24 protein-coding genes, 2 tRNA genes, 1 pseudogene and 1 riboswitch are annotated in these 25287 nt (G+C 59.4%); of the genes and pseudogenes, 9 read left to right on the plus strand and 18 right to left on the minus strand.

The window, feature by feature from the left end:
• Positions 1-15: 15 nt before the first annotated feature.
• Together leuD and leuC are read right to left on the minus strand one after the other, a co-directional pair.
• Entirely contained in the window at positions 16-606 is a 591-nt protein-coding gene (leuD, locus tag HBA49_RS06570) for a 3-isopropylmalate dehydratase small subunit (RefSeq protein ID WP_005527192.1), read from the minus strand.
• 18 nt (positions 607-624) lie between these two features.
• On the minus strand, positions 625-2079 hold the full coding sequence (leuC, locus tag HBA49_RS06575; protein ID WP_005527389.1) for a 3-isopropylmalate dehydratase large subunit: 1455 nt from the start codon (positions 2077-2079) through the stop codon (positions 625-627).
• Positions 2080-2140: 61 nt separating this feature from the next.
• Between leuC and HBA49_RS06580 the strand changes: the two genes are divergently transcribed.
• Positions 2141-2866, plus strand: coding sequence for an IclR family transcriptional regulator (locus HBA49_RS06580; protein WP_005527171.1), 726 nt, complete (start codon positions 2141-2143; stop codon positions 2864-2866).
• On the opposite strand, the gene HBA49_RS06585 is transcribed toward HBA49_RS06580, so the two are convergent.
• Complete coding sequence (locus tag HBA49_RS06585; protein WP_005527030.1) at positions 2861-3427, minus strand: HD domain-containing protein; 567 nt, start codon at positions 3425-3427, stop codon at positions 2861-2863. The two genes, HBA49_RS06580 and HBA49_RS06585, sit on opposite strands and share 6 nt — an antisense overlap.
• Positions 3428-4004: 577 nt before the next feature.
• On the opposite strand from HBA49_RS06585, the gene HBA49_RS06590 reads away from it, so the two are divergent.
• The 5 genes and pseudogenes from HBA49_RS06590 (at position 4005) to HBA49_RS13235 (ending at position 7950) form a co-directional block, all read left to right on the plus strand.
• Entirely contained in the window at positions 4005-4742 is a 738-nt protein-coding gene (locus tag HBA49_RS06590; protein ID WP_040432216.1) for an ABC transporter ATP-binding protein, read from the plus strand.
• 184 nt (positions 4743-4926) lie between these two features.
• Positions 4927-6135 carry an FtsX-like permease family protein gene (locus tag HBA49_RS06595; protein WP_338107275.1) on the plus strand — a complete coding sequence of 403 codons (1209 nt, stop codon included), beginning with the start codon at positions 4927-4929 and terminating at the stop codon, positions 6133-6135.
• 95 nt (positions 6136-6230) lie between these two features.
• Positions 6231-6464, plus strand: a pseudogene (locus HBA49_RS13280) (class III lanthionine synthetase LanKC N-terminal domain-containing protein); the annotation flags it as partial.
• A gap of 23 nt (positions 6465-6487) precedes the next feature.
• Complete coding sequence (locus tag HBA49_RS06600; RefSeq protein ID WP_040432218.1) at positions 6488-7057, plus strand: recombinase family protein; 570 nt, start codon at positions 6488-6490, stop codon at positions 7055-7057.
• A complete protein-coding gene (locus HBA49_RS13235) occupies positions 6961-7950 on the plus strand; it encodes a hypothetical protein (protein ID WP_420888496.1) in 990 nt (329 codons plus the stop codon). Before HBA49_RS06600 ends, HBA49_RS13235 begins: the two co-directional genes overlap by 97 nt.
• Here the strand turns inward: HBA49_RS13235 and HBA49_RS06610 are convergent.
• From HBA49_RS06610 to HBA49_RS06620, 3 genes are all read right to left on the minus strand, one after another.
• Positions 7910-7985 (minus strand) — tRNA-Glu (locus HBA49_RS06610). The two genes, HBA49_RS13235 and HBA49_RS06610, sit on opposite strands and share 41 nt — an antisense overlap.
• A gap of 24 nt (positions 7986-8009) precedes the next feature.
• Positions 8010-8081 (minus strand) — tRNA-Gln (locus HBA49_RS06615).
• Positions 8082-8258: 177 nt separating this feature from the next.
• Positions 8259-9281: a CE1 family esterase gene (locus HBA49_RS06620; RefSeq protein ID WP_005527514.1), complete on the minus strand. Its 1023-nt coding sequence runs from the start codon at positions 9279-9281 to the stop codon at positions 8259-8261.
• Positions 9282-9546: 265 nt separating this feature from the next.
• Positions 9547-9703: riboswitch (FMN riboswitch) on the plus strand.
• A 90-nt stretch (positions 9704-9793) separates the two neighbouring features.
• Between HBA49_RS06620 and HBA49_RS06625 the strand changes: the two genes are divergently transcribed.
• Positions 9794-10555 carry a nicotinamide mononucleotide transporter family protein gene (locus tag HBA49_RS06625; RefSeq protein ID WP_005527379.1) on the plus strand — a complete coding sequence of 254 codons (762 nt, stop codon included), beginning with the start codon at positions 9794-9796 and terminating at the stop codon, positions 10553-10555.
• Positions 10556-10641: 86 nt separating this feature from the next.
• Here HBA49_RS06625 and gltX read toward each other — a convergent pair whose 3' ends face one another.
• Positions 10642-12135 (minus strand): glutamate--tRNA ligase, encoded by a 1494-nt coding sequence (gene gltX / locus HBA49_RS06630; protein ID WP_005527131.1) that lies wholly within the window; start codon positions 12133-12135, stop codon positions 10642-10644.
• A 114-nt stretch (positions 12136-12249) separates the two neighbouring features.
• Complete coding sequence (locus tag HBA49_RS06635) at positions 12250-12867, minus strand: class I SAM-dependent methyltransferase (RefSeq protein WP_005523038.1); 618 nt, start codon at positions 12865-12867, stop codon at positions 12250-12252.
• 93 nt (positions 12868-12960) lie between these two features.
• Here HBA49_RS06635 and HBA49_RS06640 point away from each other — a divergent pair, with 93 nt between their 5' ends.
• Positions 12961-13761: a MerR family transcriptional regulator gene (locus HBA49_RS06640; protein WP_005523039.1), complete on the plus strand. Its 801-nt coding sequence runs from the start codon at positions 12961-12963 to the stop codon at positions 13759-13761.
• A 41-nt stretch (positions 13762-13802) separates the two neighbouring features.
• Here HBA49_RS06640 and HBA49_RS06645 read toward each other — a convergent pair whose 3' ends face one another.
• Entirely contained in the window at positions 13803-14330 is a 528-nt protein-coding gene (locus HBA49_RS06645; RefSeq protein ID WP_005527492.1) for a TetR/AcrR family transcriptional regulator, read from the minus strand.
• Positions 14331-14366: 36 nt separating this feature from the next.
• On the opposite strand from HBA49_RS06645, the gene HBA49_RS06650 reads away from it, so the two are divergent.
• Positions 14367-14756, plus strand: a complete 390-nt coding sequence (locus HBA49_RS06650) for a DUF5360 family protein (protein ID WP_005527021.1) — start codon at positions 14367-14369, stop codon at positions 14754-14756.
• Positions 14757-14829: 73 nt separating this feature from the next.
• Here the strand turns inward: HBA49_RS06650 and HBA49_RS06655 are convergent, their stop codons facing one another.
• The 9 genes from HBA49_RS06655 to HBA49_RS06690 all read right to left on the minus strand — a co-directional run bounded on the left by HBA49_RS06655 (position 14830) and on the right by HBA49_RS06690 (position 25272).
• Complete coding sequence (locus HBA49_RS06655; protein WP_040432315.1) at positions 14830-15627, minus strand: fumarylacetoacetate hydrolase family protein; 798 nt, start codon at positions 15625-15627, stop codon at positions 14830-14832.
• Positions 15628-15726: 99 nt separating this feature from the next.
• Positions 15727-16746, minus strand: coding sequence for a 3-isopropylmalate dehydrogenase (locus HBA49_RS06660; protein WP_005527257.1), 1020 nt, complete (start codon positions 16744-16746; stop codon positions 15727-15729).
• Positions 16747-16857: 111 nt separating this feature from the next.
• Complete coding sequence (locus HBA49_RS06665) at positions 16858-17874, minus strand: hypothetical protein (RefSeq protein WP_005527359.1); 1017 nt, start codon at positions 17872-17874, stop codon at positions 16858-16860.
• 48 nt (positions 17875-17922) lie between these two features.
• Positions 17923-18702: a SufB/SufD family protein gene (locus HBA49_RS06670; protein WP_005527504.1), complete on the minus strand. Its 780-nt coding sequence runs from the start codon at positions 18700-18702 to the stop codon at positions 17923-17925.
• 62 nt (positions 18703-18764) lie between these two features.
• Positions 18765-19055, minus strand: a complete 291-nt coding sequence (locus HBA49_RS12980; protein ID WP_225866129.1) for a hypothetical protein — start codon at positions 19053-19055, stop codon at positions 18765-18767.
• A 31-nt stretch (positions 19056-19086) separates the two neighbouring features.
• Positions 19087-19818: an ABC transporter ATP-binding protein gene (locus HBA49_RS06675; protein ID WP_005527325.1), complete on the minus strand. Its 732-nt coding sequence runs from the start codon at positions 19816-19818 to the stop codon at positions 19087-19089.
• A gap of 202 nt (positions 19819-20020) precedes the next feature.
• Positions 20021-21616 carry a phosphoglycerate dehydrogenase gene (serA, locus tag HBA49_RS06680; RefSeq protein ID WP_005527270.1) on the minus strand — a complete coding sequence of 532 codons (1596 nt, stop codon included), beginning with the start codon at positions 21614-21616 and terminating at the stop codon, positions 20021-20023.
• A 214-nt stretch (positions 21617-21830) separates the two neighbouring features.
• Positions 21831-23477 carry a hypothetical protein gene (locus HBA49_RS06685; RefSeq protein ID WP_005527420.1) on the minus strand — a complete coding sequence of 549 codons (1647 nt, stop codon included), beginning with the start codon at positions 23475-23477 and terminating at the stop codon, positions 21831-21833.
• Positions 23470-25272 carry a GmrSD restriction endonuclease domain-containing protein gene (locus tag HBA49_RS06690; protein WP_005526986.1) on the minus strand — a complete coding sequence of 601 codons (1803 nt, stop codon included), beginning with the start codon at positions 25270-25272 and terminating at the stop codon, positions 23470-23472. Before HBA49_RS06690 ends, HBA49_RS06685 begins: the two co-directional genes overlap by 8 nt.
• Positions 25273-25287 lie beyond the last annotated feature (15 nt).

The following is a 25287-nucleotide window of genomic DNA, read 5'->3' on the forward strand; positions in this document are numbered from 1 at the left end:
ACCCTAGGTGGGGGTTTATTTGACGACTGGTTTGAAGCTGGGCCGGTGGGCTTCGTAGGTTTCGATGTCGGCTTCTTTGCGGAGGGTGAGCCCGATGTCGTCGAGGCCTTCCATGAGCCGCCAGCGGGTGTAGTCGTCCACATCAAACCGGTAGGTGTGGTTTTCGCAGGTGACGGTGCGGTCTTCCAGGTTGACTGTGAGGCTGAGGCCGGGCTGGTCGGTGAGCTGTTGCCACAGTTGTTCGATGTCTTGTTGGTCCATGAGGGCTGCGAGTAGGCCGGCTTTGCCGGCGTTGCCGCGGAAGATGTCGGCGAAGCGGGAGGAGAGCACGACTTTGAATCCGTAGTCCATGAGGGCCCAGACTGCGTGTTCGCGGGAGGAGCCGGTGCCGAAGTCGGGGCCGGCGACGAGGATGGTGCCGTGGGTGTAGGCGTCTTGATTGAGGACGAAATCGGGTTCGTTGGTGCGCCAGTTGTTGAAGAGTCCATCGTCGAAGCCGGTGCGGGTGACACGTTTGAGGTAGACGGCGGGGATGATTTGGTCGGTGTCGACGTTGGAGCGCATGAGGGGAACGCCGACGCCGGTGTGGGTGGTGAATTTTTCCATGATGGTTCCTTGTGTGGTTTAGCTGGTGGTGTGGGTGGGCAGGTCGGCGGGGGATGCGAGGGTGCCCATGATGGCGGTGGCGGCGGCCACTTCGGGGGACACGAGGTGGGTGCGGCCGCCGGGGCCTTGGCGGCCTTCGAAGTTTCGGTTGCTGGTGGATGCGGAACGTTCCCCGGGTTTGAGCTGGTCGGGGTTCATGCCGAGGCACATGGAGCAGCCGGCGGAGCGCCAGTCGGCGCCGGCTTCGGTGAAGATTTTGTCGAGCCCTTCGGCTTCGGCGAGTTGTTTGACCATGGTGGTGGAGGGCACGACCATCATGCGGACCGTGTCGGCGACTTTATGGCCTTTCATGATGTGGGCTGCGGTGCGGAGGTCTTCGATGCGGGCGTTGGTGCAGGAGCCGAGGAAGACCGTGTCAATTTTGATGTCCCGCAGGGGGGTGCCGGGGGTAAGGCCCATGTAGGTGAGGGCTTTTTCGGCGGCTTTTTTGTCGTTTTCGTTGGTAAAGTCGTCGGGTGAGGGCACAACCGCGTTGAGGGGGAGGCCTTGGCCAGGGTTGGTGCCCCAGGTGACGAAGGGGGTGAGGGCGGAACCGTCGATGGTGATTTCGGTGTCGAAGGTGGCGCCTTCGTCGGTGGGAAGCGTTTTCCAGTAGGCGACGGCTTTGTCCCAGTCGTCGCCGGTGGGGGCGAGTTCGCGGCCGTAAACGTAGTCGAAGGTGGTTTGGTCGGGGGCGATCATGCCGGCGCGAGCACCTGCCTCGATGGACATGTTGCAGATGGTCATGCGGGCTTCCATGGAGAGCTTTTCGATGGCTTCACCACGGTATTCGATGACGTGTCCTTGCCCACCACCGGTGCCGATCTTGGCGATGATGGCGAGGATGAGGTCTTTGGCCGTGACGCCGGGTTGGAGTTCCCCGGTGACGTTGATGGCCATAGTTTTGAACGGTTTGAGGGCGAGTGTTTGGGTGGCCATGACGTGTTCGACTTCGGAGGTGCCGATGCCGAATGCCATGGCACCGAACGCGCCGTGGGTGGAGGTGTGGGAGTCGCCGCACACGATGGTCATGCCGGGTTGGGTGGCACCAAGTTGGGGTCCAACCTGGTGAACGATGCCTTGGTTGATGTCCCCCATGGCGTGGAGGCGTACCCCGAATTCTTCGCAGTTTTTCCGCAGGGTGGAGACTTGGGTGCGGGAGATACTGTCGGCGATTTCGGTCAGGTCACCGGTTTTGATGCCGGTGGTGGGGACGTTGTGGTCTTCGGTGGCGAGGTGGAGTTCGGGGTGCCGGAGGGTGCGGCCGGCAAGCCGAAGGCCGTCAAAGGCTTGGGGGGAGGTTACTTCGTGGAGTAGTTGGAGGTCGATAAAGATAAGGTCGGGTTCGTCACCGGTGCCGTGGGTGACGACATGGTCGCGCCAGACTTTTTCGGCCAGGGTGAGTTTGGGTTGGGAATCCACGGGGCTGGTCATGGATTGTGTTACCTCTACTTCCGCATAGTCATCTCATTTTATGAGATGGTAATATCACACTATGGGACAAAATATTACACCACCCGCCACCACAAGTGGAATTAAGGTATTAGACCGGGCGATGCTTATTCTCGTCACCATTGGGGAAAAACCCCGGTCGCTCACGGAATTATGCGAAGCAACCGGCCTGCCGCGTGCCACCGCGCATCGGCTTGCCAGCGCGCTAGAAACCCACCATATCCTCACACGCACTGCTGATGGCCGGTGGACCATTGGTGCGGTGCTCACGTCCCTGGGGGCACGCAGCGCCACGACGCTTGTCGACGCCGCAACCCCCATCATGGCGGCCCTTATGGCCGATACGGGTGAATCGGTCCAGCTCTACCAGTTGGCGGGCGCCCACCGGGTGTGTATCGCCGCCCAGGAGCCGGCCAGTGGCCTGCAAAACACGGTGCCCACCGGCTCTAGGCTGCCACTAACCGCCGGGTCGGCCGCGAAAATATTTTTGGCCTACTCCTCCCCCGCCCTCAAAGCCACCATCATGGCGGAAAACCCCAGCTTCACCCTGCAAGACATTGACGAGGCCCGGGACCAGGGCTGGGCGGAATCCATCAGTGAACGCGAAGTCGGCCTCGCATCCCTGTCCGCACCCGTGTTCAACGGTGAAGGCCTGTTCGTGGCGGCCTTGTCAATCTCGGGGCCTGCGGAGCGGCTGAAACCCCACCCCGGCGCGCTATGGGCGGATCATCTCGTAGCCGCTGCTACGCAGCTCAGTGCCGCCCTATAGGCCCTGCAGTTTTTGGAGCTGCTCCCGGTAGCAGGCCACCAGCGGATGGCCGTCCGGCAGCTGGGGTTCAGCCGCAGCCAGGACCATGGTGTACCACCATTGTTGGTCGGCTTTCCCCGCATTGAACCGCTCCCATAACACGTCGCCAAGCTGCTCATAGTCAGCTAGAATGCTGGTCAAATTATGGTATTTATCGGATAGACTGATAAGCGCCACGTCAGGGCCAGCCTGCCGCAGGTGCGCCAGGTAGGCGTCGGAGCGGGCCCGCCAGTCGGGCAGAGTGGAGTCTTTCGTCACGCCTTGCACGAGGTCGACGACCCGCGGCCCGAAGTCGGCGGCCATCTGGTCGAAGCTGTAAGTGTCGGGGCGGTCTTCCATGATGTCGTACAGCAGGCAGGCGACGAGAATGTCCTCGTCATCGGTGTATTCCGATGCGATAAGCATGACGGAAACCACGTGGGTGACGTAGGGTTTCGTGCTGCCTTTCCGGTAGTGGCCATCATGGGATGTGGCGGCCTGCGTGATGGCCTGCTGCAGTCGTGAGGTCAGGGGAATACTCATGGCCGGTAAGTGTAATAGATTTCTGAGTGTTTTTGAGTTGTCTGTGGCCGCACAAAACTGACCATGAAAGAATAAAGAAACTACTGAAGCTTATTCAGCCGCTGGGAAAACCTGATAGATGGCAAATCTCAAGAGGTTATAGTAAAGAATATCAGAACAATAATTACTACAAACTCAATTAAGTGATTCAAGAATAGCTGTATAACAAGAGCGCCTGTTAATTAATAAAAATTTAAAAGAAACACCTATTGTCGAATCATCTATAGCTATGTCATAATCCAACACGTATTCTCAACATTATTGGAGGAAATCGGAAAAACTTTTGAAAATACTTGCACCACCAGGACGACAGTGGCAGTATACCGAACATGTTACGAAGACATCTTGACATGACCTATCGGTTCAAAACGTCATATAAGGATCATTGAAATGTTGCGAGTCGTGTCAACATGATTATTATTAACTGACAACCGGCAGTATTTCCTAGACAACTCATGCTCAAACTGTTGTAATGGCCAACAAAGGCGAGAAGAGATGTCATGTATCGAAATCAAACAAGCATCCAAGGAGTGTCAGGATGACAGGTATAGCTGTTTCAGCACACAATCTGCGCAAGTCATTTCCAGTTCCAGATGCGACTTCTGTTGAAGTTCTACACGGCATATCCTGCTCAATTGAGCAAGGAAGAATGACGAGTATGGTCGGGCCGAGCGGATCAGGGAAATCAACAGCATTATTATGCCTGGCAGGACTAGAATCAGCCACCTCAGGCCAAGTTACGCTGATGGGAAGGGACCTCAATGCTCTGTCGCCCGCGAAAATCGCAAAGTTGTATCGAGACAAGGTTGGTTTTGTTTTTCAATCCTACAACTTAGTCCCATACCTGAGCGTGCGTGAGAATATTGCCATATCGGATACGTTAGCAGGGCGGCGTTCTGATCAAAGACGTCTAGAAGAAGTGCTTTCTAGACTGAGATTAGAATCACGAACCAATTCGTTGACTAGTACGTTGTCGGGGGGTGAGCAGCAGCGAGTAGCTTTAGGTAGAATTCTTTACAGGCGCCCGGCTATCGTATTTGCCGACGAACCAACGGGCGCATTAGATACTAGATCCGCTTCTGTCGTTCTCTACGAACTTCGCCGCTTAGCCGACGATGGCGTCACAGTTGTGTTGGTCACTCACGATTTGAATGCCGCTTCCTTGGCTGACTCAGTAATGATTCTGCGTGACGGACATATCATTAGTCGCTTAGACAGTGGAATTAGTTCGGAGATTCTACTCTCGATAATGAATAACGCTGTTGAGGAAGAATAGAATTATGACACGGTACATATTGCGCTCCTTGCTATCTCAATGGAAATCATGGTCTGGTACAGTGTTAGTGTTAGCTTTCGCTGCAACATTAGTAAATGTGTGTCTAGCCCATAGATTTTCAGTCATCAGGCCTGAAGTAGTAGCTACTGCTAGAGCATCTGGGGTTAGTCCGGCGGAACTTGAAATGAGTGGACTATCGATCTACATTTATTCGGCATTAGTTGCTATCCCAGTGGTTGCCGTTGTCGGACAATCATGCGTACAGGCACTACGCACGAATTGGGCTCGCTGGCGATTAGCGGGAGCCGTACCACGGCAAGTGTTCTTGAGCGTCATTATGACTATAGCGACACTAGGTTTAGTGTCGTGCATTCCCGGTATACTAGTGGGGATCCTAGTTGATCAAACTTTTTCTTCGATCCTCACCCGTATAGCGTCCGAAAAAATGGGCGCCATCGAAGTGATTCAAACACCGACCACGATTCTTTTTACAGCCGTTTCGGTAGTAGGAATCGCTGTTCTGGGAGCTTTCGGGCCAGCAAGAACAGCTGTTAAAGTTCCAGCTACTGAAGCTATTCGCGAAATGAGTCTCTCTATTCGTCGTATGAGTCTAACTCGATGGGGTCTGGGCGCGTTATGGAGTCTGATCTGCGCAGGCCAGCTATTCCTGGCGTTCACCAGTCAACCACGGAAGATAGACGATGGATTACCCGCTGGCGGCGGTCAAGCAATGCTTGCAGCCATATTGATCTCTATTCTGTCTGTTATTATTGCTCCGGCTCTCGTGCCGGGTCTATTAAAAGTTTGGTCGTCACCATTGGCGCATCTTGGTGGACCATGGCTTGTCGCCCGTCGCTCAACGAGCTGGCGCGCATCGCTGTCTGGTAGCGCTGTGGCATTACTTGGATTAGGATTCTCATTTACCGCCGCTTTAATGACCAATTTGTACACTACAGAATCTGTAGTGGTATCAGCTCACCTTCCCAATAAGATCAATCAACTCGATACTCTCGTTATGATTGCTATTCTCGGTTTGATGGCGCTTTTAGGAGCTATCGCCGTGGTGGCTATGACTTCTCGTTCCCGACAGCGAGAGTTTGCCATCCTTCGGTGTGGAGGAAGTACCATCAAGCAAATCCGGAGTCAAGCAGTTATTGAGTCTTTACTATACACCTGCACCGCCTTATTGCTGTCGAGCGTACCTCTCATTGTGACCGCAGTAGGAGAAGCACTATTTTTCTATAAGGCGGGCCTAGGCTTCCTGCCGGATCCAGCTATCGGCCCACTGATGGTTGTAGCTAGCGTTTCGTTTATCTCATTATCTATCGTTCTTTTGGCACCAGTTAAAAAGGCGTACAGTGCTCCGATTGGACATACTCTGGCGAACGAATAGGACTTGATCTATGTAGTCTTTTCAGCTCTCAGTATTATTTAATCCGCAATGTGACCGACGTTGGCGAAACGTAAGGAGATATAATGCCGCTGGATATGAAGTACCTCGAATTCTGCCAAGATGGGTCGCCATTTTATGTCCCATCCAAGTCTGCTGCGATAGACCCTTACAAGGTAGACATTCCGAAAGAATGGAGTAAACATATTCACGGACCTTGGACTAGTTTGACGAGCCCCAATACAGAGCTTCCTATACAAGGGTGGAAAATTCATGTTACAGCAACGTTAGATAATGCACAAAGTATTCTAGATGCTGTATGTTCGTATTGTTTTGAGCACGGACCATCAAGGGGATGGGAGAAAAGGCCAGGAATGGTGGGACACTGGGCAAGGCACCGCTCGGCTACCTCAACGTGCGTGCAAGGGACGAGAACGGCCGAGAGATCCGCACCATCGCCCTCGATGAGGAGCGTGCACCGCTCATCCGGCTAGCCTTCACCGAGTATGCGACGGGGCAGTGGACGACCAAGAGGCTCGCTGCGCACCTGCACGATCGTGGGCTGACGACCGTGCCAACGGCCCGCAAGCCAGCCAAGGCAGTGACGGGCGCTCAGCTGCACCGCATGCTGCGCCACCCGTACTACAAGGGCGTCATCTCCTTCCAAGGCGTGGAGTACCCCGGAGCACACGAACCCTTGGTGGATGAAGAGACCTGGAGCCAGGTGCAGGCCGTGCTGGACTCTCATCGCTTCGGAGAACGCGACGCCAACACAACCACCACCTCAAAACGACGGTGTACTGCGGCCTGTGCGGTGCCCGCCTACTGGTGCAGAACACACGCAACAGCAAAGGCGACCTGTACCCCTACTTCATCTGTGCTAGGCGGCAGCGAACTCACGACTGCTCCTTCCGCGCCGTCCTGATCGACGTCGTCGAAGAACGCATGAGTGACCTCTACCGGACGATCCAGCTCAGCAGCCAGGATCGCCAGCTCGTAGAGCAGTACGTCCGGGAGGAGCTACGGCACCTTGAGCGCGACAAAGATCGGACAATCCGCTCCCTCACCACCAGGCGGACGAACATCGAAGACAAGCGCCGCCGCCTGATGCACGCCCACTACGAAGGTGCCGTCCCCCTGGAGCTGCTCAAGGAGGAACAGACCCAGCTCACGGCCGAGCTCGACCATATCGAGCGCCAGCTGACCGCCTACCAGGCCGACATAACCGAAGTCCGCCAACGCCTCACCCAAGCCCTTGACCTCCTCGAAGACTGCCACCGCCTCTACACGGCGGCACCCGCCCACCTGAAGAAGCTGCTCAACCAGGTGTTCTTTGAGCGCGTACTGGTCAATCCATTGGTCGATGACGACGGCCGCGTCATCCTGCCGAAAGATGGAACGAATGATGACGGAGGCAGGAACGCGACCGATGCAGCAGCTGGCGACTGCCCGATAGGAGAGAGCGACGACGGGCCGTTGCAGCAGGCCGCAGCGCCGCGCCTGCTGGCCGACGCCAGCAGCGACGCCAATCTGGCAGCCGACCTGCGGCGGCCCTTCGACTGGCTGACCAGCCGACGAATGCACAACGTCGCACGACACCGCAGTGCGACCTTGTTGCAGGACAACACACGAGAAAACCGGGACAACCAAGTGGACTGCCCGGTCACCAACACCGTCTGCAACAACGAAGCGCTCACCAGTGGTGGTGAGCGCTTCGCATCTTCATCAACCAACCCAGACCGTGTTACTCATGACCTAGGTTTGGGTAAGGCTATCGTGGTACCCCGTACGGGATTCGAACCCGTGTTACCGGCGTGAGAGGCCGGCGTCCTAGGCCTCTAGACGAACGGGGCTTAGAACTAGCAATATTATTGCTGCTGGCCTACCAGGACTCGAACCTAGAATGACGGTACCAGAAACCGTTGTGTTGCCAATTACACCATAGGCCATTGTGGAGTATTCTCCGTATTGCTTCACACGTGATCGCGCTGGGCAACAGGAAGAAATATAACAATAAAGCGTTTACTTTGGCAAATTCCCTGGTCAATGGCCACCCTGGGCCGCCCCCACTGTGGGGCGGCGCCGCGCGTCGACAAGCGTCGATAGGCGTCGATAAGCGGTTACGGCTAGCGGGCTTGGCTGGAGAGGAACTGCCAGGCTTCGAATGCAATGTCGGGGTTGCGGGGCCAGGTGTGGCCGCCAACATTGACCCTAATGTGCTGGGTGGGTTCCTCACAGTTATTGAAGGTCAGGCGGGTGCCGTTGGTGATGTCGCTGCTGGTGGGGGGCAGCAGGTCGCAATGGTTGCGGTGTGCGTACTGGTAGGCGACCTCGTAGACGGGGATGAGTTGGCCACCGTTTCGGGGCCCGCCCTTGTAGTGGACCACGGGGTCGTCGACATTGTGCACGATCATGGCGGGGATGGGCCGCTCGGAGCAGCCCACATTGACCTGCTGGTAGTAGGCGCCTGACACGGAGGCGAAGGCGGCAAACTTGTCCGGCAGGTGGCAGCCAACAACGGCCGCCATGCCACCGCCGTTGGAGAACCCGCTGGCGTAGACGCGGTGCCGGTCGATGAGGTAGTTGTTGTCAACATCGGCGATGATGTCTTCCACGAAGGCGAGGTCCTTGCCTGGCCTACCTGTGGCGTATGGTGCCGCCTCCCAGGCCCCGTCGAGCGCTTCCGGGTAGATGACAATAGCGTCATTCCAGGCGCGGGTGTTTTGGTAGGCGGAGGATTCCATAAAGGAGTCCACCGACTGGTCCCACCCGTGGAAGCTAAAGAGCACCGGAATGGGGTTGGGTTTGTCGGGGTTATAGTTGGCGCCCACATGCATGATGTAGCGGCGCTGGGTCCCATCCTTGGTGGTGAGCGTGATGCTTTGGGTATCACCGGACGCTACCGGGGGGTTGGGATTCGATCCGTGATCGTCCTCAATGGTGGGTTCCGCCGGTTTCGACGGCTGCGCCGAGGCGTCCGCCGCAGCGTTACTGTCCGCAACAGTAGTGACCTGTGGGGTGGCGGTGCGCTCGAAGAATTGCCGCAGCGTTTCGGCGGATTCCGCGTTGGAAATGCCTAAGCTGCTGGCGGTGAGGAGCGCCACGGCACCTGAGGTGCTAAAAATCTTTTTAACCGATTGAGGTAACACGTTTTCAAGCCTAAAAATCAATTGTTATAAACTAATCCATAGCTAGTAGGGTGTCGATAGGGCCGGGTGACCGCATCGAAGCCATCTCATCTTAACACCACTGGTGATAAGAATGACTATAGAATATATCCGCCTTCCATACCTCGTTGTTACAATCCTCACCACCATTTATGGGTTAATCTTTGGCAAATTTTCGTGGTTCACTTATCGAAACTTGCTGGTTAATTCGGCTTCCATTTCCCCCCAGTTTGTCCTACACTAAGGGATACGTTCTCAGGGCGGGGTGAAAGTCCCCACCGGCGGTGATCCCCCTTTTGGGGGCGAGCCCGCGAGCGCTTCTTGGGGTTTTCTCCAAGAAGGTCAAGCTGATTGTGGTGTGATCCCACAGCCGACAGTGACAGTCTGGATGGAAGAGAATGGGCCGAAAATTTTTGGTTTTCTGGCTACATCACTACATATTGCCTTGAGGATTTACTCTTGTTCGTTCCTTTATTTTTAAGGAGTAACCATAAGTGGATCTTCTCACTCAACTACTCAATGCCACACTGACGATTGGCGGGGCGTCGATTCTGTGGCGGGAAATCATTGGTAATGCATTCGGGCTTGCTTCCGCGTTCGGCGGCATGCGGCGCATGGTGTGGGCGTGGCCCATCGGTATTGTTGGCAATGCCCTACTGTTCACGGTGTTTTTGGGCGGGGTTTTCCACACCCCCCAGAATTTGGATCTTTACGGGCAGGCCGGCCGGCAGGTCATGTTTATGATCGTGAGCTTCTACGGTTGGTGGAATTGGTCGCAGGCCCGCAAAGCTGGTCTGCGTGAGTCACACGAAACCGACCCGTCGCGGTCAATTGTGTCCGAGCCCGCCGAGGACGTGAAGGCGGTGCAGCCGCACTGGGCGTCGACCCGGGAGCGGGTGAGCATGGTGGCGTTCGCCGTTATTTCCACACTTGTGTGTGCGTGGATCTTCACGCAGCTGGGTTCGTGGGGTCCGCTTGCCGACGCCTGGATCTTCACCGGTTCCATGCTCGCCACCTACGGTATGGCCCGCGGCTGGACGGAGTTTTGGCTGGTGTGGATTGGTGTGGACATTGTGGGTGTTCCGCTGCTACTCACCGCCGGCTATTACCCGTCGGCCGTGTTGTACCTGGTGTATGGGGCCTTTGTGCTGTGGGGGTTCTTCGTGTGGTTGAAGGTGCAGCGCACCGAGGCCGCGGCAGCCGACGCCCCAGCCGATGTCGAAGTTAACGCGGAGCCGCAACCGGTCCGCCACTAAACCAAACCGGCTATCCGCAAATTCTTGTGGCCCCAGGTCTGGAGGAGCACAATGCTCTTCTAGGCCCGGGCCATTGGTTTTTATGGTTATGAGCCGGAGGAAGTATCCGGCACGAAGGGGGTGACAGCCCGGGCGGCCCGCAGCCGGGCCAGGGTGGATTCCTTCCCCAACAGTTCCATGGATTCGAACAGTGGTGGGGACACGGCCTGCCCGGAAATGCCCACCCGCAGGGCGCCGTAGGCGACCCGGGGTTTGAGACCCAGATCCTCGATGAGGGCGGTAGAAAGGGCCGATTCGATGGCGGCAGTGTTCCAGTCGTCGACAAGCTCCAGGGCGGCGATGCCGGCGTCGAGCGGCTGTATGGCGGTTTCCTTCAGGTTTTTCTTCGCCGATTTTTCGTCGAGCGTGAGGTCCTCATCCGCGGTAACGAGGAATTTCACCAGCCCCCACGCATCCGACAGGGTTTTGATCCGGGTTTGCACCAATTCGGCCAGGAGGGCGAATTTCTGCTCTGGGTAGTCGGCGGGGAAATCGTAGTATTCGGCCAGGTAGTCGCGGAGCCGGCGGGTGAAGTCGTCGAGTGGGAGTTGGCGGATGTGGTCGGCGTTGATGGCTTCGAGTTTTTTCTGGTCGAAGCGCGCCGGGTTGGCCAGCACGTCGGTGACGTCGAAGTTTTCGATGAGTTCCGCCATGCTGAAAATGTCTCGTTCGTGCGAGAGTGACCAGCCCAGGAGGGCCAGGTAGTTCAGCATTCCCTCGGGGATGATCCCGGCGCTCCGGTGGTGGAACAGGTCGGATTGGGGGTCGCGTTTGGAGAGTTTTTTGTTCCCCTCCCCCATGACGAACGGCAGGTGGCCGAATTGGGGGGTGTGGTGGGCGACGCCGATGGCTTTGAGCGCCTCGTAGAGGGCGAGCTGGCGGGGGGTGGAGGGCAGCAGGTCTTCACCACGCAGGACGTGAGTGACGCCCATGATGGCGTCGTCAACCGGGTTGACCAGGGTGTAGAGGGGGGCGCCGTTGGAGCGGGCAACCACGAAGTCGGGTTGGCTGCCGGCCTTGAATTCGATGTCGCCACGAACCAGGTCGGTCCAGGCCCAGTCGGTGTCGGGCATGCGGAGCCGCCACACGGGTTTGCGGCCCTCGGCTTCGAATGCGGTTATTTGCGCCTCGGTGAGGTCACGGTCGTAATTGTCGTAGCCGAGTTTGGGGTCGCGGCCGGCGGCTTTGTGCCGGGCCTCGACTTCCTCGGCGGTGGAGTATGCGGGGTAGACGAATCCGCCTTGTTTGAGTTTTTCCAGCACGTCGGTGTAGATGTCCATGCGCTGCGATTGCCGGTAGGGGGCGTGCGGGCCGCCTTTCTCCACACCCTCGTCCCAGTCCATGCCGAGCCAGGTGAGAGAGTCGACGATGGCTTGGTAGGATTCTTCGGAGTCGCGGGCGGCGTCGGTGTCTTCGATGCGGAAGATGAGTTTCCCTCCGGTGTGGCGGGCGTAGGCCCAGTTGAAGAGGGCGGTGCGCACCATCCCCACATGGGGGGTTCCGGTGGGTGAGGGGCAAAAGCGAACGCGTACTTCGGACATGGTTTCTTAGTGTAGTGGATGGGTGGGCTGGGGCTATAGCCGGTTGATGGCCGTGGGAAACCGGCAGGTGGCACCCCATCCGGGTGCTGGGTTCCTGCGGTTCAACGGCTGTTGTTATGGGCGTCGGATGATGTGGAGGACCCGGTCGATGGTATGGCCGGCACCCATGCCACCGGTGACGTGGCGGGTGAATTCGCCGTGAGTGAGAACCTCGTAGTCGTCCAGGTAACGGCTGGTGATGATCTGGTGCAGCCGATCGGGTGTGAGGAAGTCGGTAACGTTGGCGTTTTCGCGCTGGGCCATGTGGGTGATGTCGTCGTGGTGCACGATGATGAGGTGGCCGCCGGGTTTGATGCTGCCGAGGAGTTTGGTGAGGGTTTCTTCGGTGTTCCGCAGCGGGGTGTAGAACGCTGTGACCAGGTCGTATTCTTCAAGGTGCGCGGTTTCGAACGGTTCGGTGCGGACGGTGACGTGGCGTCGCAGTTCCTCGGTGGTGAGGGCACACGTGATGCGGCTGCTGGCGATTTCGGAGGGTTCGAGGGCGGTCACGGTATAGCCGTGGGTGGCAAGATACATGGCGTCAGCGCCTTCGCCCGCACCAATGTCGAGGGCGGTGGCGGAGTATTCCGGGGTGGGGATAAGCGCGATTTCCGCGATGAGGGCCTGGTTGGGGTTGCCGCTCCAGTGGAGTCCATCATGGTCGTGGTACATGTCGTGGGTTTGGTTAGTCATGGTGTGCCACTATAGTGCGTCGATAAGCTAATGTCAGTGTGTCACCAGCGCTGTTTGGTGGTGACGTCGCGTCAGGGTTTTAGGGTTGGAGTCATGCAGGAAGAAGAAACCTACACAATAGGTGATGTTGCCGCCCAATTTGGGTTGACAGTGCGCACGTTGCGTTACTGGGATCAGATTGGGTTGGTGGTTCCTAGCTATCGGGATTGGCAGGATTTCCGCCAGTACACGGAGTCCGACATGCAGCGCATCCATGATGTGTTGACATATCGGGCGGTGGGGTTGAAGTTGCAGGCCATCCGGGAGCTCTTGGATGATCCATCGGGCGATAACGCCGATGTGGTTACGCAGTTGCGGACGCAGCGGCGGCTTCTCCTGCAGCAACAAGATCACATTTCGGGCATGCTGAATGCCCTGGATACGCTTTTGGAGGAAGCAATGAGCACTCATGAAGTTCCCGAGGCTCGGCGGAAAGAAATCATGGGCGAGTTTTACCGCCCCGAGTTGGAGGCCGAAGCAGAGGAAAAATACGGCCACACCGAAGAGTGGGCACAAGCCATGGAAAAGCAAAAGTCCATGTCGGAGGCCGATTGGGCAGCAATGCGGGAGAAAACATCCCACGTGCAGGAAACGCTGGCTGACGCAATGCGGCGGGGCGTGAAGCCAGGTTCCGCAGAGGCCAATGAGCTGGCGGAGATGGCCCGGGAGTCGCTGGATTGGTTCCCGGTGACCCACTCCAAGCACGTGATTTTGGCCCGCAACTATGTTGCTGACCCCCGGTTCAAGCAGTACTACGACGGGTTCGCCGACGGCCTGGCAGTGTGGCTGCGTGACATTATTGAGGCCAACGCCCAAGCACACGGCGTGGATTTGGAAAACGTTCGCTGGCAATAATTGCATGCTTGACGACGCCGAACCTTGCGGCATCGCGGCCGCTAGTCGATGAGCTTTTCCAGTTCAGCGAGCATGCGGCTACGGGTGGCGGGGTTCGGGGCGGCCAGGTCGAAGGTTTCCGCCAACCACAGGCCGTCTATGGCGCAGCGGACAAGGGTGGCGACGTGCGGGGGAATGCCATCGTGGTCGAGCCGGCGCTGCCACGTGGTATAGCGCTGGTTCAGGCTTTCTAGCGCCGCCGGGTTGCTGATTGCCGCCGCCAGGAGGGCGAGCACCGGCCGGGGTGCCGGTTGGGCGGCGGAACGCAGGTAGGCGCGGGTGGCAGCGCCGGGTTCGTCGCTGGCCTGGGCGATGAGCTGGTCGAAGCCGGAAACATAGTGCTGGATGAGGCCGGCGATGAGCTGGTCTTTGGATTCGAAATGGTAAAACAGGCCGCCCTTGCTCACGCCGGCCTCCTTGGCTACGGCGGCAATGGTGAAGCCATCGCTGCCGTCGCGGACAAGGATACGGCCGGCGGCATCGAGGATGCGGGCGCGGGTATCGGTTGGGGTGTCGGGTTTCTCACTCACACCCCCACTATACCGGACGGCCGGTATAGTAGTGGCATGTGTATTCGCAAAGCATTACTTGTCGGCACCGACCTGGGCCTTTTAGGCTATTGGACGCTCTCACTCATCGGGGTCATCACCGTGGGGGCTCACGACGCTACGCTTCACACCTGGAATTGGTCGTTTGTTCCCCTGGATCTCGCGGCGATCATTCTGGGGTTGGCCTGGTCTTTCACCCCACAACGCCACCAGTTGAGCCAACCACTCCAGATCACCGCCCTGGCGTTTACGCACGCGGCCGGGCTCATGGCCATTAGCTTCTTCGCCCAACAGCCGGCCGAGTGGGGCATCTCATGGTGGCTGGTCAATCTGTGGCTCATGCTTTTACCCATAGGCCTGGCTACGCACCAATTCCTATGCCTTCGCCCCGCGGGTGAACAAAAATAACACCAACCGGCCGCTCCCCCTTTTTTAAGGGGAACACACCGATTGGTGTCGATACCGCGTTCGAATTTGCCGGTTAGGCGCGTTTGACGGGATTGCCCAGCTTACCGATGCCGGGGATTTCGATCTCGATGAAATCTCCCGGGAACATGGCGGCGGTTCCCGCCGGCGACCCGGTGCAGATAACATCGCCCGGCAAAAGGGTCATGGATTCGGTGATCATTTCGATGATCTCCCCCAGGTTCATAATCATCTGGCTGGAATTGGAATCCTGCTTGGTTTCGGTCACACCATCGTGGGTGAGGTGGGCCTTGATCGGCAGGTTGTCCACGTCGATGGAGTTAATATCGGTTTCGATCCACGGGCCAAGCGGGGCGAAGGTGTCAATACCCTTCGCCCGAGCCCACTGCCCGTCGGCAAATTGCAGGTCGCGGGACGACACGTCGTTGATAATGGTAAAACCTAACACCACGGACTTCCAGTCATCAGCCTTGACCTTCTTACATGGCTTCCCGATCACCAACGCGAGTTCCCCTTCGAATTCCACCTTGGTGGCAAAGTCGGGAATCTTAATGGCGGCGCCCGGACCCACTACCGCCGTGGGAGGCTTGATAAACAGGGTGGGCGGCAAGTGCTCCGCGGACTTTTGAAAGACCTCAGCCACGTGGTCGGCATAGTTACGACCGATGGCCACAATCTTGCTGGGCAACACCGGGGCCAAGAGTCGCACCTGGTCCTTGGTGTACTCCTGGCCGGTGTAATTGGGGGTAGTAAAGGGGGTATCTCTAATGACCCGGTATTTTTCGTCGTCACCCACACCATCTATGGTGCAGAAAAACATGCCATCAGGTGTAGCAATTCGTCCAAAACGCATAACGGTCATACTACTATGTCTGTTTTGGGCTACCTCTAAATTACCCCCAGTTGGTGGGGCCGGCGGAAAAACACCCCACCCAACCTCAAGGAAACCTCGCTAGCACTTCACGGCGGCGGCAATCCGGTCCCCCACCGCCACGGTTCGAATCGGCTCGTCGCCGCGGGCTGCCACATCTGCCGCGACGGCCGCCTCGATCCGTGCCGCATTCTCCTCATCCCGCAAATGCCGCAGCAGCATTGCGGCAGACAGGATCGCGGCCGTGGGGTCGGCAATCCCCTGCCCGGCAATGTCCGGGGCCGAGCCATGAACCGGCTCAAACATGGAGGGGTTCACCCCGGTGGCATCAATGTTCCCGGAGGCGGCCAACCCGATGCCACCGGTGACCGCACCGGCCAGGTCCGTGAGAATATCGCCAAACAGGTTATCGGTCACGATCACGTCATACCGCGCCGGGTCGGTCACCATATAGATGGTGGCGGCATCAATATGGTTATAGTCCACGGTGACATCCGGGTATTCCTGAGCCACCTCGTCGACAGTGCGCTGCCACAGGCCGCCGGCATGCACTAAAACGTTGGTCTTGTGCACCAGGGTGAGGTGCTTGCGGCGGTGTTGGGCGCGTTCGAAGGCGTCGCGCACCACCCGCTCCACCCCAAACCGGGTGTTCTGGCTGACCTCGGACGCCACCTCATGGGGGGTGTTCTTCCGCAGGGAACCGCCGTTACCGCAGTACAGGCCCTCGGTGCCTTCCCGAACCACCACGAAATCAATGTCACCGGGGTTCGCCAGCGGCGAGGTGGCGGTGGGGTAAAGCTTTGCCGGCCGCAGGTTTACGTGATGGTCGAGGGCGAACCGCATGGTGAGCAGCAAGCCGCGCTCTAACACCCCGGGCGGCACCTCGCCCGGCGCGCCAATGGCCCCGAGGAGGATGGCGTCGTGTTCTTTGAGGGAACGTAGGTCGTCGTCGGTGAGGAGTTCGCCGGTTGCGAGGTAGCGGCGGGCGCCTAGGTCGTAGTCGGTGGTGTCGATGTCGTCGCGGCAGGCGCGGAGTACTTTCAGTGCTTCGGCGGTTACTTCGGGGCCGATACCGTCGCCACCAATCACAGCCAGTCTCATATTGTGGAATTCCTTTCTCGCATAATGGACGGTTTTAGTGTATCACCCCGATTGGTGGGTATAGGGCGAGTCGCGCTTTATCGCGGCTTCAAGCACACGGTTTGGGTTGCGTTAGTCGCTGCCGCAGACGAACCGCACCACAGTCCGGCAGATTTCGCGGCAGAAGAAATATGCCGGTTTTCCAGGGGTTTTTGCCAGTAGGTTCCAGGCGCCGGAGTCCCGCACGAGCCGAAGATATCGTTTGAGGCCCAAATGGCGGGGGCGTCGGTCGAGGATGCGTTGTTGTGCATGGGGGTTGGCAGCGATGGCCCAGCTTAGCGCCTGGCCGTCCATGGTGGTGAAGAAGCGTCGGGGGAGCGACCGGAAGCCGTCTGTCGTGTGTGCGAGGGCGGCGACGAGTTGGGCGTCTGCTTCTTCCCTGGTGAGGGCTGCGTGGTGCCCGAGTTGCCGCATGAGGATAACGGCGTCGGAGTTGATGGGCAGGCCGCCGGTTGCTGGGGCGACGAGGAGGTTGAGGCCGGCTGGGACGTCACGGGCGGGGATGATGGTGTTTTTGATGTGGTCGGTGATGATGTTGGGGTCCACAATATCGTGGTGGGCGGCGAATTCTGCGAGTACGGCGGTGGTTTTGGCGATGTCGGTGCAGGTGGCGTGGCGGCGGGAGGTGGTGAAGGCGTGTTTGACGTTCTGGTGGGCTGTTTTGCTTTTGGGGGTGGTGAGGAGGATGCGGGTGGCTTCTTCCCAAAAGACTTGGTGCATGCTTTGCGGCACGTCTTTCGCAATGGTTCGGAGGGCTTGGTATGCTGCTTTGCGGCTGTTGGGTGCTTGGTTTCGGACTTTCCTGAGTCGGAGTTCGATGGCGAAGGCGATGTCGGCATTGTCCGGGTCACTACGGGCGGCGTATTCGGGGAATCGGTAGATGCCGTCGTCCCCGCAGTAGCCCACTGTGGTGTTGGTGGTGCAGGTGATGCCGTATTTTTCGTAGAGGTTTTCGTAGGCGGGGATGGATTCTTTTGGGGTGAGGCAGACCAGGCTCCCGCCTTGTGGGAGCGGGAATTCGAGGGCGTGCAGGGTGGTGGGGTTTGCGATTGGTGTGGCGGGTTGCAGTGGGGTCAGGGAGGTGATCACACGTTTTACGGTAGTCACACCCCCGGACATGTTTTGTTGGTGGTGGGGTTACATTTTTTCGGCACCCCGGGCGGCGGTCACGAGGTTGTCGACGGTGGCGCGTACTGAGGCGGGGACTTGTTGGTCGTCTAGGTTGAGGAAGCCTTGGACGATGAGGTCGCGGGCGCGGTCTTCGTCGAGGCCGGTGGCCATGAGGTAGTCCATTTTGTCGTCGTCGATCATGCCGACGGATGCTTCGTGGGAGAGTTGGGCGCGGGCTACTTTTGCGTCGAGTGCGGGGATGGATTCGATTTGCCCGGTGTCTTGGAGCATGAGGCCGTCGCATTCGAGGAAGCCTCGTACTTCGGCGACGGCGGCTTCCAGGGTGGAGCGGTTGACGATCACTCCCCCGTCGCTGACCATGCGGGCGACTTGTTCAGCTTGAGCGCCGGGGCCGGTGAGCGACACGGTGTTGGTCATATCGCGGCGGGTGCCGGTTGGGGCGAAGAGGATGGTGTGGTCGGTGATGGCGGCGCCGGCGGCTACTTCGGTGTGGGAGTTGTTGACGCTTTGTTTAAGGCCGGATACGGCGACGCTGACGGAGGTGACGCGGGCGTTTTCGTCGATTTTGGTGCGGTCGTAGGAGTGGACGGTCATGTTGGCGCCCCACCGGTCGACGTCGATGGAGCGGACGGTGGCGCCGGCGCCGATGTAGGTTTCGGAGACGGATACGTGGGTGGCGTGGGTGAGTTCGGGGGCGACGGCGGCGCCGGAGACGAAGTCGACGGTGGCGTTTTTCCCGATCACGGTGATGTCGTGAACGAATTGTCGTTCTTGGGGTTTGGTCATGATGGTGAAGCTTTGGGAGGGCAGTTCGACGTGGGCGTTGTCTTTGACCCAGGTGAAGGTGCCTAGGGGTTCGCGTTGGGATTCGAAGGCGCGGCGGAGTACTTCGTCTTCTTCGGGGTGATGAGGTCGAAGACGAGGGTTTGGACCCAGGGGTAGCGGACGAGGGCGTCGGCGAGGGTGGTGACGATGACGTCGCCGTCGGTGGAGGTGAGGGTGCCGAAGTGGTGGTCGATGAGGATGCTAGTGCCGGATCGTTGGGTTTCGGGCGCCCAGCCGATGGTGGTTAAGAGTTCGGGAGTGGCGGTGGCTGGGCCGATGCCGGAGTGGATGGCGGGAATGTTGTTGGTGGTCATGGTGTGTCCTTGGGGGGATGTGGGTCGTGGGTTATGCGGTAGGTACGTATCCGGTGCGGCGGATGCGTTCGAAGAGGTCGCGGGGGTTGGCGGTTTCGATGATGCGGCCGTCGACCATGAGGTGTCCGGCGGTGGCGTCGACGCCGTCGAGGAGGAAACCAGTGTGGGTGATGGCGAGGGCGGCGCGGTGTTTTCCGCTGGCGGTGGGGGTGGACATGAGGTGGTTGATGGCGGTGGAGACCACGCCGACTTGTTGCAGGTCGACGCCGGATTCTGGTTCGTCGAAGAGGCAGACTTGGGGGTCTTGGAGTTCGAGTTTGGCGACTTCCCATCGTTTGAGTTCGCCCCCGGAGAAGCCGGTGTTGACGTCGCGGTCGATGAGGTAGTCGACGCCGAGGCGGTGGGCGGCGGTTTCGAGGCGGTGGGTGGCGCCGAGGGCGTGGGCGAGGCGGCGGACGGAGACGCCTTCTAGGCCGATGGGTCGTTGGAAGGCGAGTCCTAAGCCGGCGCGGGCCCGGTCGGTGATGCCATAGGTGGTGATGTCGACGCCGTTGAGGAGGATGGTGCCGGAGGTGATGGTGAAGGGTTTGATGCCCATGATGGCGCAGAGTAGGGTGGATTTCCCGGATCCATTGGGCCCAATGAGGATGTGGCATTCGCCGGGGTTGATGGTGAGGTTAATATCGTGACAGATTTCCTTGCCCGCAATGGAAATGTTGATGTTGTTGAGGCTTAGTGCTGGGGTTGTTGGCGGTTGTGGCATGGTTGCTCCCTGCGTCCATGATGCCAGGCACCTGCCGCGGAGACGCTATTTTGTGCAGCTAGCGCCGGGCATTCTTCTTTGTTGTGGTGGTTCTACTCCCATCGTAGGATTAATTCTGAAAAAAATAAAGAGTTAGGTTATGCTTAGCGACGCCCGACGGTGGGTAATCCCCCACTATCGGGCGTCGTAAGGCATGGTGCGGCTAGCTCAGGTTGAGTTGGAACGACTCGGCATGGAGGGACTCGGCGATGGATTCCAGCAGTTCGTCGGGGACTTCCCGCTCAACGCGGAGGATCAGGACGGCGAACTCACCACCGGATTCCTGGGTGAGGGCGGCCGCCACAATGTTAATGCCAGCATCCCCCAGGGCGGATCCGACGATACCCAGCGCGCCGGGGGCGTCGGAATAGTTAAAGAACAGGTTATGCCCGGAGGCGCGTAGATCAATGCCGCGGCCGTTGATACGCACGATTTTCTCCACCCGCTCCAAGCCGGTGAGCGCGCCCACCACGCTCACCCGGGTGCCGTCGGCGGCGATACCGGTCACATCCAAAACGGACCGGTGGGACACGGACTCGGGTGCAGTCGTCACGGCAATGGTCACGCCCCGGTCGGCGGCGATGGTGTCCGCGTTGACGAAGGTCACGGGCTCGTCGACGATGCCGGAGAACAGACCCCGCACCGCGGACAGGCCCAGCACATTCACGTCCTCGGTGGAGAGCTCGCCCCGGGCCTCTACCTCTAGGCGCACGGGGGCTTTGGCGAGCATGCGCCCCACCACCAACCCCAGCTTCCGGGCCAACTCTAGCCACAGGGCGACTTCCTCGCTGACCTGCCCGCCGGACACGTTGACAGCATCAGCCACGAACTCGCCAGCTAAGGCTTTGAGCACGCTGGCCGCCACGTCGGTGCCGGCCCGATCCTGCGCCTCTGCGGTGGAGGCCCCCAGGTGCGGGGTGACCACGACTTCCGGCAGGTCAAACAGGAGGCTGTCCGTACACGGCTCGGTGGTGAACACGTCGAAACCCGCGCCCCGAATGTGGCCGGACCGGATGGCGTCGGCCAGGGCTTGCTCGTTGACGAGCCCACCGCGGGCGGCGTTGATAATGATCTGCCCCTTCTTGGCCTTCGCCAACAGTTCGGCGTCGAACATACCGGCGGTTTCCGGGGTTTTCGGCAGGTGAATCGTAACGAAGTCCGCACGGGACATGAGTTCGCTAAGGTCAGCGACCAGCTCCACCCCGAGTTGGGCGGCCCGGGCCCGATTCGCATACGGGTCGTACGCAATGATTGTGGTTTCGAACGCTGCGAGCCGCTGGGCGAATAATTGCCCAATGTGGCCGAACCCCACGATGCCGATGGTTTTCCCGAAAATCTCCACGCCGGTGAATTCGGACCGCTTCCAGGTGTGTTGCCGCAGGGTGGCGTCCGCGGCGGGGATTTGACGGGCGGTGGTGAGCAGCAGCGAAATCGCATGCTCACAGGCCGAATGGATGTTCGAGGTGGGGGCGTTGGCGACCATGACGCCGCGTTCGGTGGCGGTGGCAATGTCCACATTATCCAACCCCACCCCGGCGCGGCCCACAATTTTCAGGTGGGGGGCGGCTTCGAGAACTTCCCGGTCGACTGTGGTTGCGGAGCGGACGAGGAGGGCGTCGGCGTCTTTGACGGCGTTGATGAGTTCGGGCCGGTTGGGGCCGTCAACCCACCGTACTTCTACCTGGTCCCCTAGGGCGTCGATGGTGGATTGCGCGAGTTTGTCCGCGATGAGGACTACCAGTTTGCCGTTGTGGCTCACGTTGAAATCTCCTGGATTTTCCTTGGAATGGTGGTTGTCATTGGGGTTTGGTCTCCGCCGGGTGGCGTGTGACTTGCCCATAGTGTAAACGACCCGGCGGGTTTTTACCTGTTCTTCGACAGGTTTCCCGTGTGGCGGTTACTGCTATCATGGGTGGGTTTTTGGGTTTGTGCTGGGGTTTTGTGGTTTTTGGTCCTGGTTGTGGGCTTGGTGGTTATCCGCGGTTAATCATGAGTGGTCGGGGCGTGAGTTGGGTCATGTCCCAGGCGTTGAGGGGGTTGTGTGCGGAAATGCTGATTCCGGGGGTGACGCCGGATGGGAGCTGGGTTGCTATTTTGTGGTAGTCGTCGGGGGTTTCTGCGGCGATGAGGGCGACGGGGGCGAGGTCGTCGTGGTGGGTGGCGGTGTTTTGGGCTTTTTCGGCGGTGGTGGCATCTAAGGTGAGAAGGAGTTTCTGGGGGAGGTTGTGGTCGTGGGTGAGGGTGGCCAGCCAAGTTGCGGCTTGGGTGTGGTCACCGGTGGGGGCCATACCGACGTTGGGGTTGGTGAGTATGGTTTCGAAGGTTGTGAGGTGGTGGAAGTCACCGTGGAGTATGAGATAGGTGTTGTTTCGGGTGGCCTCGGTCAACCAGAGTTGGAGTTGTTCGGGGCGGAGACCATCGACGGTGAGGATGAGGGCGGGGGTTACTTGGGTTTCGGGGTCTGGGGTGATGTAGCGCATGACCCGTTCGTGTAGGTGTTCGAATTCGCCGTCGATGTCGACGGGGTTGTCGGGGCGGGCGGTGGTGAGGTTGATGGGGTGGGCGACGATGATGCGGTGGGGGTATACGGTGCCGCGGTGGTATTGTCCTGGCTGGTATTGGTGGGTGCGTTCACCGCGGCGGATGCGGTCGGCGAGGATGCTGGCGGTACCGAATTGGGCGCCGAGGGCGATGAGGGGCTGGTCGGCCAGGCCGGCGACTTGTTTCATGGTGGTGAGGCTGTAGCGGGGGTCGGGGTCGTCGAGTATTCGGATGGTGGCGCCGAAGGCTTTGGCGGTGGCGATGCCGGCTATGGTGGAGGCGGCGGTAGCGATGACGATGGGGGCGGTGTCGGCGTCTCGGCGCGATTGGGCGGGGAATGCTTTGAGGTCGGTGGGGGCTTGTGTGGGCCGGGTTGTGGGGGCAGCAGCAGTGCTGGTGGAAGTTTCCGCGGTGGTGCTGGTGGTGCTTGTGGTGGTGTTGGCCCATGCGGGGACGAGTTCGACGGCAGTGTCGCCGTCCAGGTCAGCGATGGCGTGGGGAATATGCCGTGGGTTGGTGACGGCGCGGGTAACAAACTGTAGGGCGGTGAGTTTTCCCAGGGCGTCTGGGGTTTCAGGGTCGGTGATGTAGTCGATTCCGGGTTGGGCTGGCAGGTGAGGTATGTCGCCAACGATGAGGATGGTGTGGGTTTTCAGGCGGGCGATCTCGTTGAGTATGGCGGCCCGGTTGGTGGTGGTGAGGGTGAGCATGGGTGCGTGGCTGATCACCGCAATGGAGGCGGCCCGGAGTTGGCTGGCGGGGTCGTTGCTGGTGACGACGAGGGTTTCCGAGGTGGTGAAGAAGTGTTGGGATGCGTCCACGCCGGTGAGGTCCCGGTCGGGCAGAACAATGGGGTGGTTGGGAAAGTCGGGGGAAACGTGCCGGTTGAGGTTGGTGTTGCGGGCGGCAATAAGGTCGGGGTTGATGCCGGTGTCCGCCTTGGTGTCATCGGTGCTGGTGGGGGTGCTGGTCGAGGTTGCGGGGGTGGGGTGCGGCGTCGAGAGGCAGCCGGCGACCGGGAGTGCCGCAACCAGGAGGGTGGCTGCGGCACAGGCGCGGGCGTGGGGGCGGCTAGGCAAATGCGCCGGGCCCTTCTTCACCTGCGTGTAGGTCGGTTTCGTCCACGTCGTGGATGGCCGTCATGCCCATGGCTTCTTCGATCATTTTCAGCAGGCGGTGGCGCCGGTCGGTGAAGAATTTCGGGGCGTTGGCTTGGAAGAGCAGTTTGGGGTCAACAAGGTGGGTTTCGAGCACGGCGTCGAAATCGTCGTCGTTGAGGAGGCTCTTGGATTGGACGCGGTACAGGTAGCGGGCCGGGGAGGATTCCTCGACCATGACGTGGGTGCGGCGGCTCATTGGGGTGCGGTTGAGCACGGAGTTCGCCAGGATACTGTCAATGCCGTTGGCTTTGCACCAGCTGAGGGGGAAGATGGGCCGGAAGTGAGTTCCCAGCTCGGAGAAGGTTTCGTGGTTGAATTCGATGGTGGTGCGCCAGTCTTTTGCGCCGCGGCCCATGATGAGCGAGTAGATGCCTTTATATAGGCCGGAGTTCGGGCCGGCGGAGAGTAGGCGGGATTCCACGAATCGGGCTTGGACGATGGACCGGGGGGTGGGAACATTATTGCGCCCATCGAAGTCGGTGACCCATGCGGTGACTTCGTCAACATCATTACCGATACGGATGGTGAGCGCCGGGGAGCCGTAGAGTTCGCCGAACACGCCGCACCAGAACCATTGGTGGATGCGGTCCCAGGCCTGTTGTTGGCTGAGCACGCCAGGCCGTTCGGCGAGCAGGGCGACTATGACGGCGAGGGGGACGAGCTGCGCGGAGTAGGGTACTTGGGAGGTGGTGATGATGCATCGGTGGGCCATGAAGTTGGCGGCTTCGTGGAAGGCCAGGCGCATGGTGTCGGCCGCGGGCCGGTATTCGTCGAGGGTGAGTTCGATGATGGATTCACGGAATGCGGATGCGTGCCCTTTTTTCGCCGTGACGTAGAGTGCGACGGAGGTGAGGAAATCGGTACGGTCGATTTCGGCAAGCGCGGGGTAGGCGCGGAGGATTTTTTCGGTTTTTTCCCAATCATCCTGGAGCCGGAAGGTGGGGTCTTCGGTGGCAAATTTCGCGGTGAGGAGTTCGAACACATCCATTTGCAGGCCAACAGAGTTGGCGTGGGCGAAGATGGATCCAATGCCCGCATGGTCGGTGCTGCGGGAGAGTTGGATCACGGGGACGGCGTAGCCGACGAGGGGTTTAATGATACGGGTGTAAAAGTTTTTTGCGCGTTCGCGGGCATCAGCGTCGGCGGATTGTGCAATATCAAAAAGCAGGTCGGTGCCGCCGTCGAAAAGCAGGTCGCAGACGGGAATGTAGCCGGCGGCGAGTGCGGCTTCGCGGGTGGCGAGTCCCTCGGGTAGATCTGGGGCGAAGTGGGATTTCACATGACCGTTTTCGTCGACGGAGACCACTGCCTCGTCGGGCAGCACGTCTTCGGAGACGGCTTTATTCACGTCGATGAAGAAACGGCGGCGTACTTTCTTCTTACGGAAGTCCGTGCTTTCCACCAGGCCGTCGCCCCGCATGCATTGGTAGAGGGTGGTGAGGCGCTGTTGCCCGTCGAGGAGCAGTAGACCTGGGGAAACCCCGATGTCGGGGGCGGTTTCGATCGGCCGGGGGCGGAAGTAGACGGGCACATCATGCGTGTCGAGCGCCATGAAGGAGCCGATGGGGTATCCGCGGAGCACCGTGACAAGTAGCGAGCGGATCCGGTCGACGTTCCACCGGTAGTCGCGTTGGAAGTCGGGGAGTTGGAGTTCTCCGCGGTTGATGAGGTCAAAAAGGTCAATGAGATCGTAGCTTGGCGTGGTAAAACCCATAATTTGAGTTTAGCC

Origin of the sequence: Corynebacterium matruchotii, from assembly GCF_011612265.2 — a bacterium.
Classification (GTDB): Bacteria; Actinomycetota; Actinomycetes; order Mycobacteriales; family Mycobacteriaceae; genus Corynebacterium; species Corynebacterium matruchotii.

Bases quoted from the DNA above. Each gene is read 5' to 3' on its own strand.
- HBA49_RS06580 (WP_005527171.1), top strand. From the start codon at position 2,141: ATGGGACAAAATATTACACCACCCGCCACCACAAGTGGAATTAAGGTA.
- HBA49_RS06655 (WP_040432315.1), bottom strand. From the start codon at position 15,627: ATGCGTTTTGGACGAATTGCTACACCTGATGGCATGTTTTTCTGCACC.
- HBA49_RS06690 (WP_005526986.1), bottom strand. From the start codon at position 25,272: ATGGGTTTTACCACGCCAAGCTACGATCTCATTGACCTTTTTGACCTC.
- HBA49_RS06670 (WP_005527504.1), bottom strand. From the start codon at position 18,702: ATGACCAAACCCCAAGAACGACAATTCGTTCACGACATCACCGTGATC.
- gltX (WP_005527131.1), bottom strand. From the start codon at position 12,135: ATGTCCGAAGTACGCGTTCGCTTTTGCCCCTCACCCACCGGAACCCCC.
- HBA49_RS06595 (WP_338107275.1), top strand. From the start codon at position 4,927: ATGAGTGGACTATCGATCTACATTTATTCGGCATTAGTTGCTATCCCA.
- HBA49_RS06635 (WP_005523038.1), bottom strand. From the start codon at position 12,867: ATGACTAACCAAACCCACGACATGTACCACGACCATGATGGACTCCAC.
- HBA49_RS06660 (WP_005527257.1), bottom strand. From the start codon at position 16,746: ATGAGACTGGCTGTGATTGGTGGCGACGGTATCGGCCCCGAAGTAACC.
- HBA49_RS06600 (WP_040432218.1), top strand. From the start codon at position 6,488: ATGGGAGAAAAGGCCAGGAATGGTGGGACACTGGGCAAGGCACCGCTC.
- HBA49_RS06650 (WP_005527021.1), top strand. From the start codon at position 14,367: ATGTGTATTCGCAAAGCATTACTTGTCGGCACCGACCTGGGCCTTTTA.
- HBA49_RS06590 (WP_040432216.1), top strand. From the start codon at position 4,005: ATGACAGGTATAGCTGTTTCAGCACACAATCTGCGCAAGTCATTTCCA.
- HBA49_RS06640 (WP_005523039.1), top strand. From the start codon at position 12,961: ATGCAGGAAGAAGAAACCTACACAATAGGTGATGTTGCCGCCCAATTT.
- HBA49_RS12980 (WP_225866129.1), bottom strand. From the start codon at position 19,055: ATGACCACCAACAACATTCCCGCCATCCACTCCGGCATCGGCCCAGCC.
- HBA49_RS06585 (WP_005527030.1), bottom strand. From the start codon at position 3,427: ATGAGTATTCCCCTGACCTCACGACTGCAGCAGGCCATCACGCAGGCC.
- leuC (WP_005527389.1), bottom strand. From the start codon at position 2,079: ATGACCAGCCCCGTGGATTCCCAACCCAAACTCACCCTGGCCGAAAAA.
- HBA49_RS06675 (WP_005527325.1), bottom strand. From the start codon at position 19,818: ATGCCACAACCGCCAACAACCCCAGCACTAAGCCTCAACAACATCAAC.
- leuD (WP_005527192.1), bottom strand. From the start codon at position 606: ATGGAAAAATTCACCACCCACACCGGCGTCGGCGTTCCCCTCATGCGC.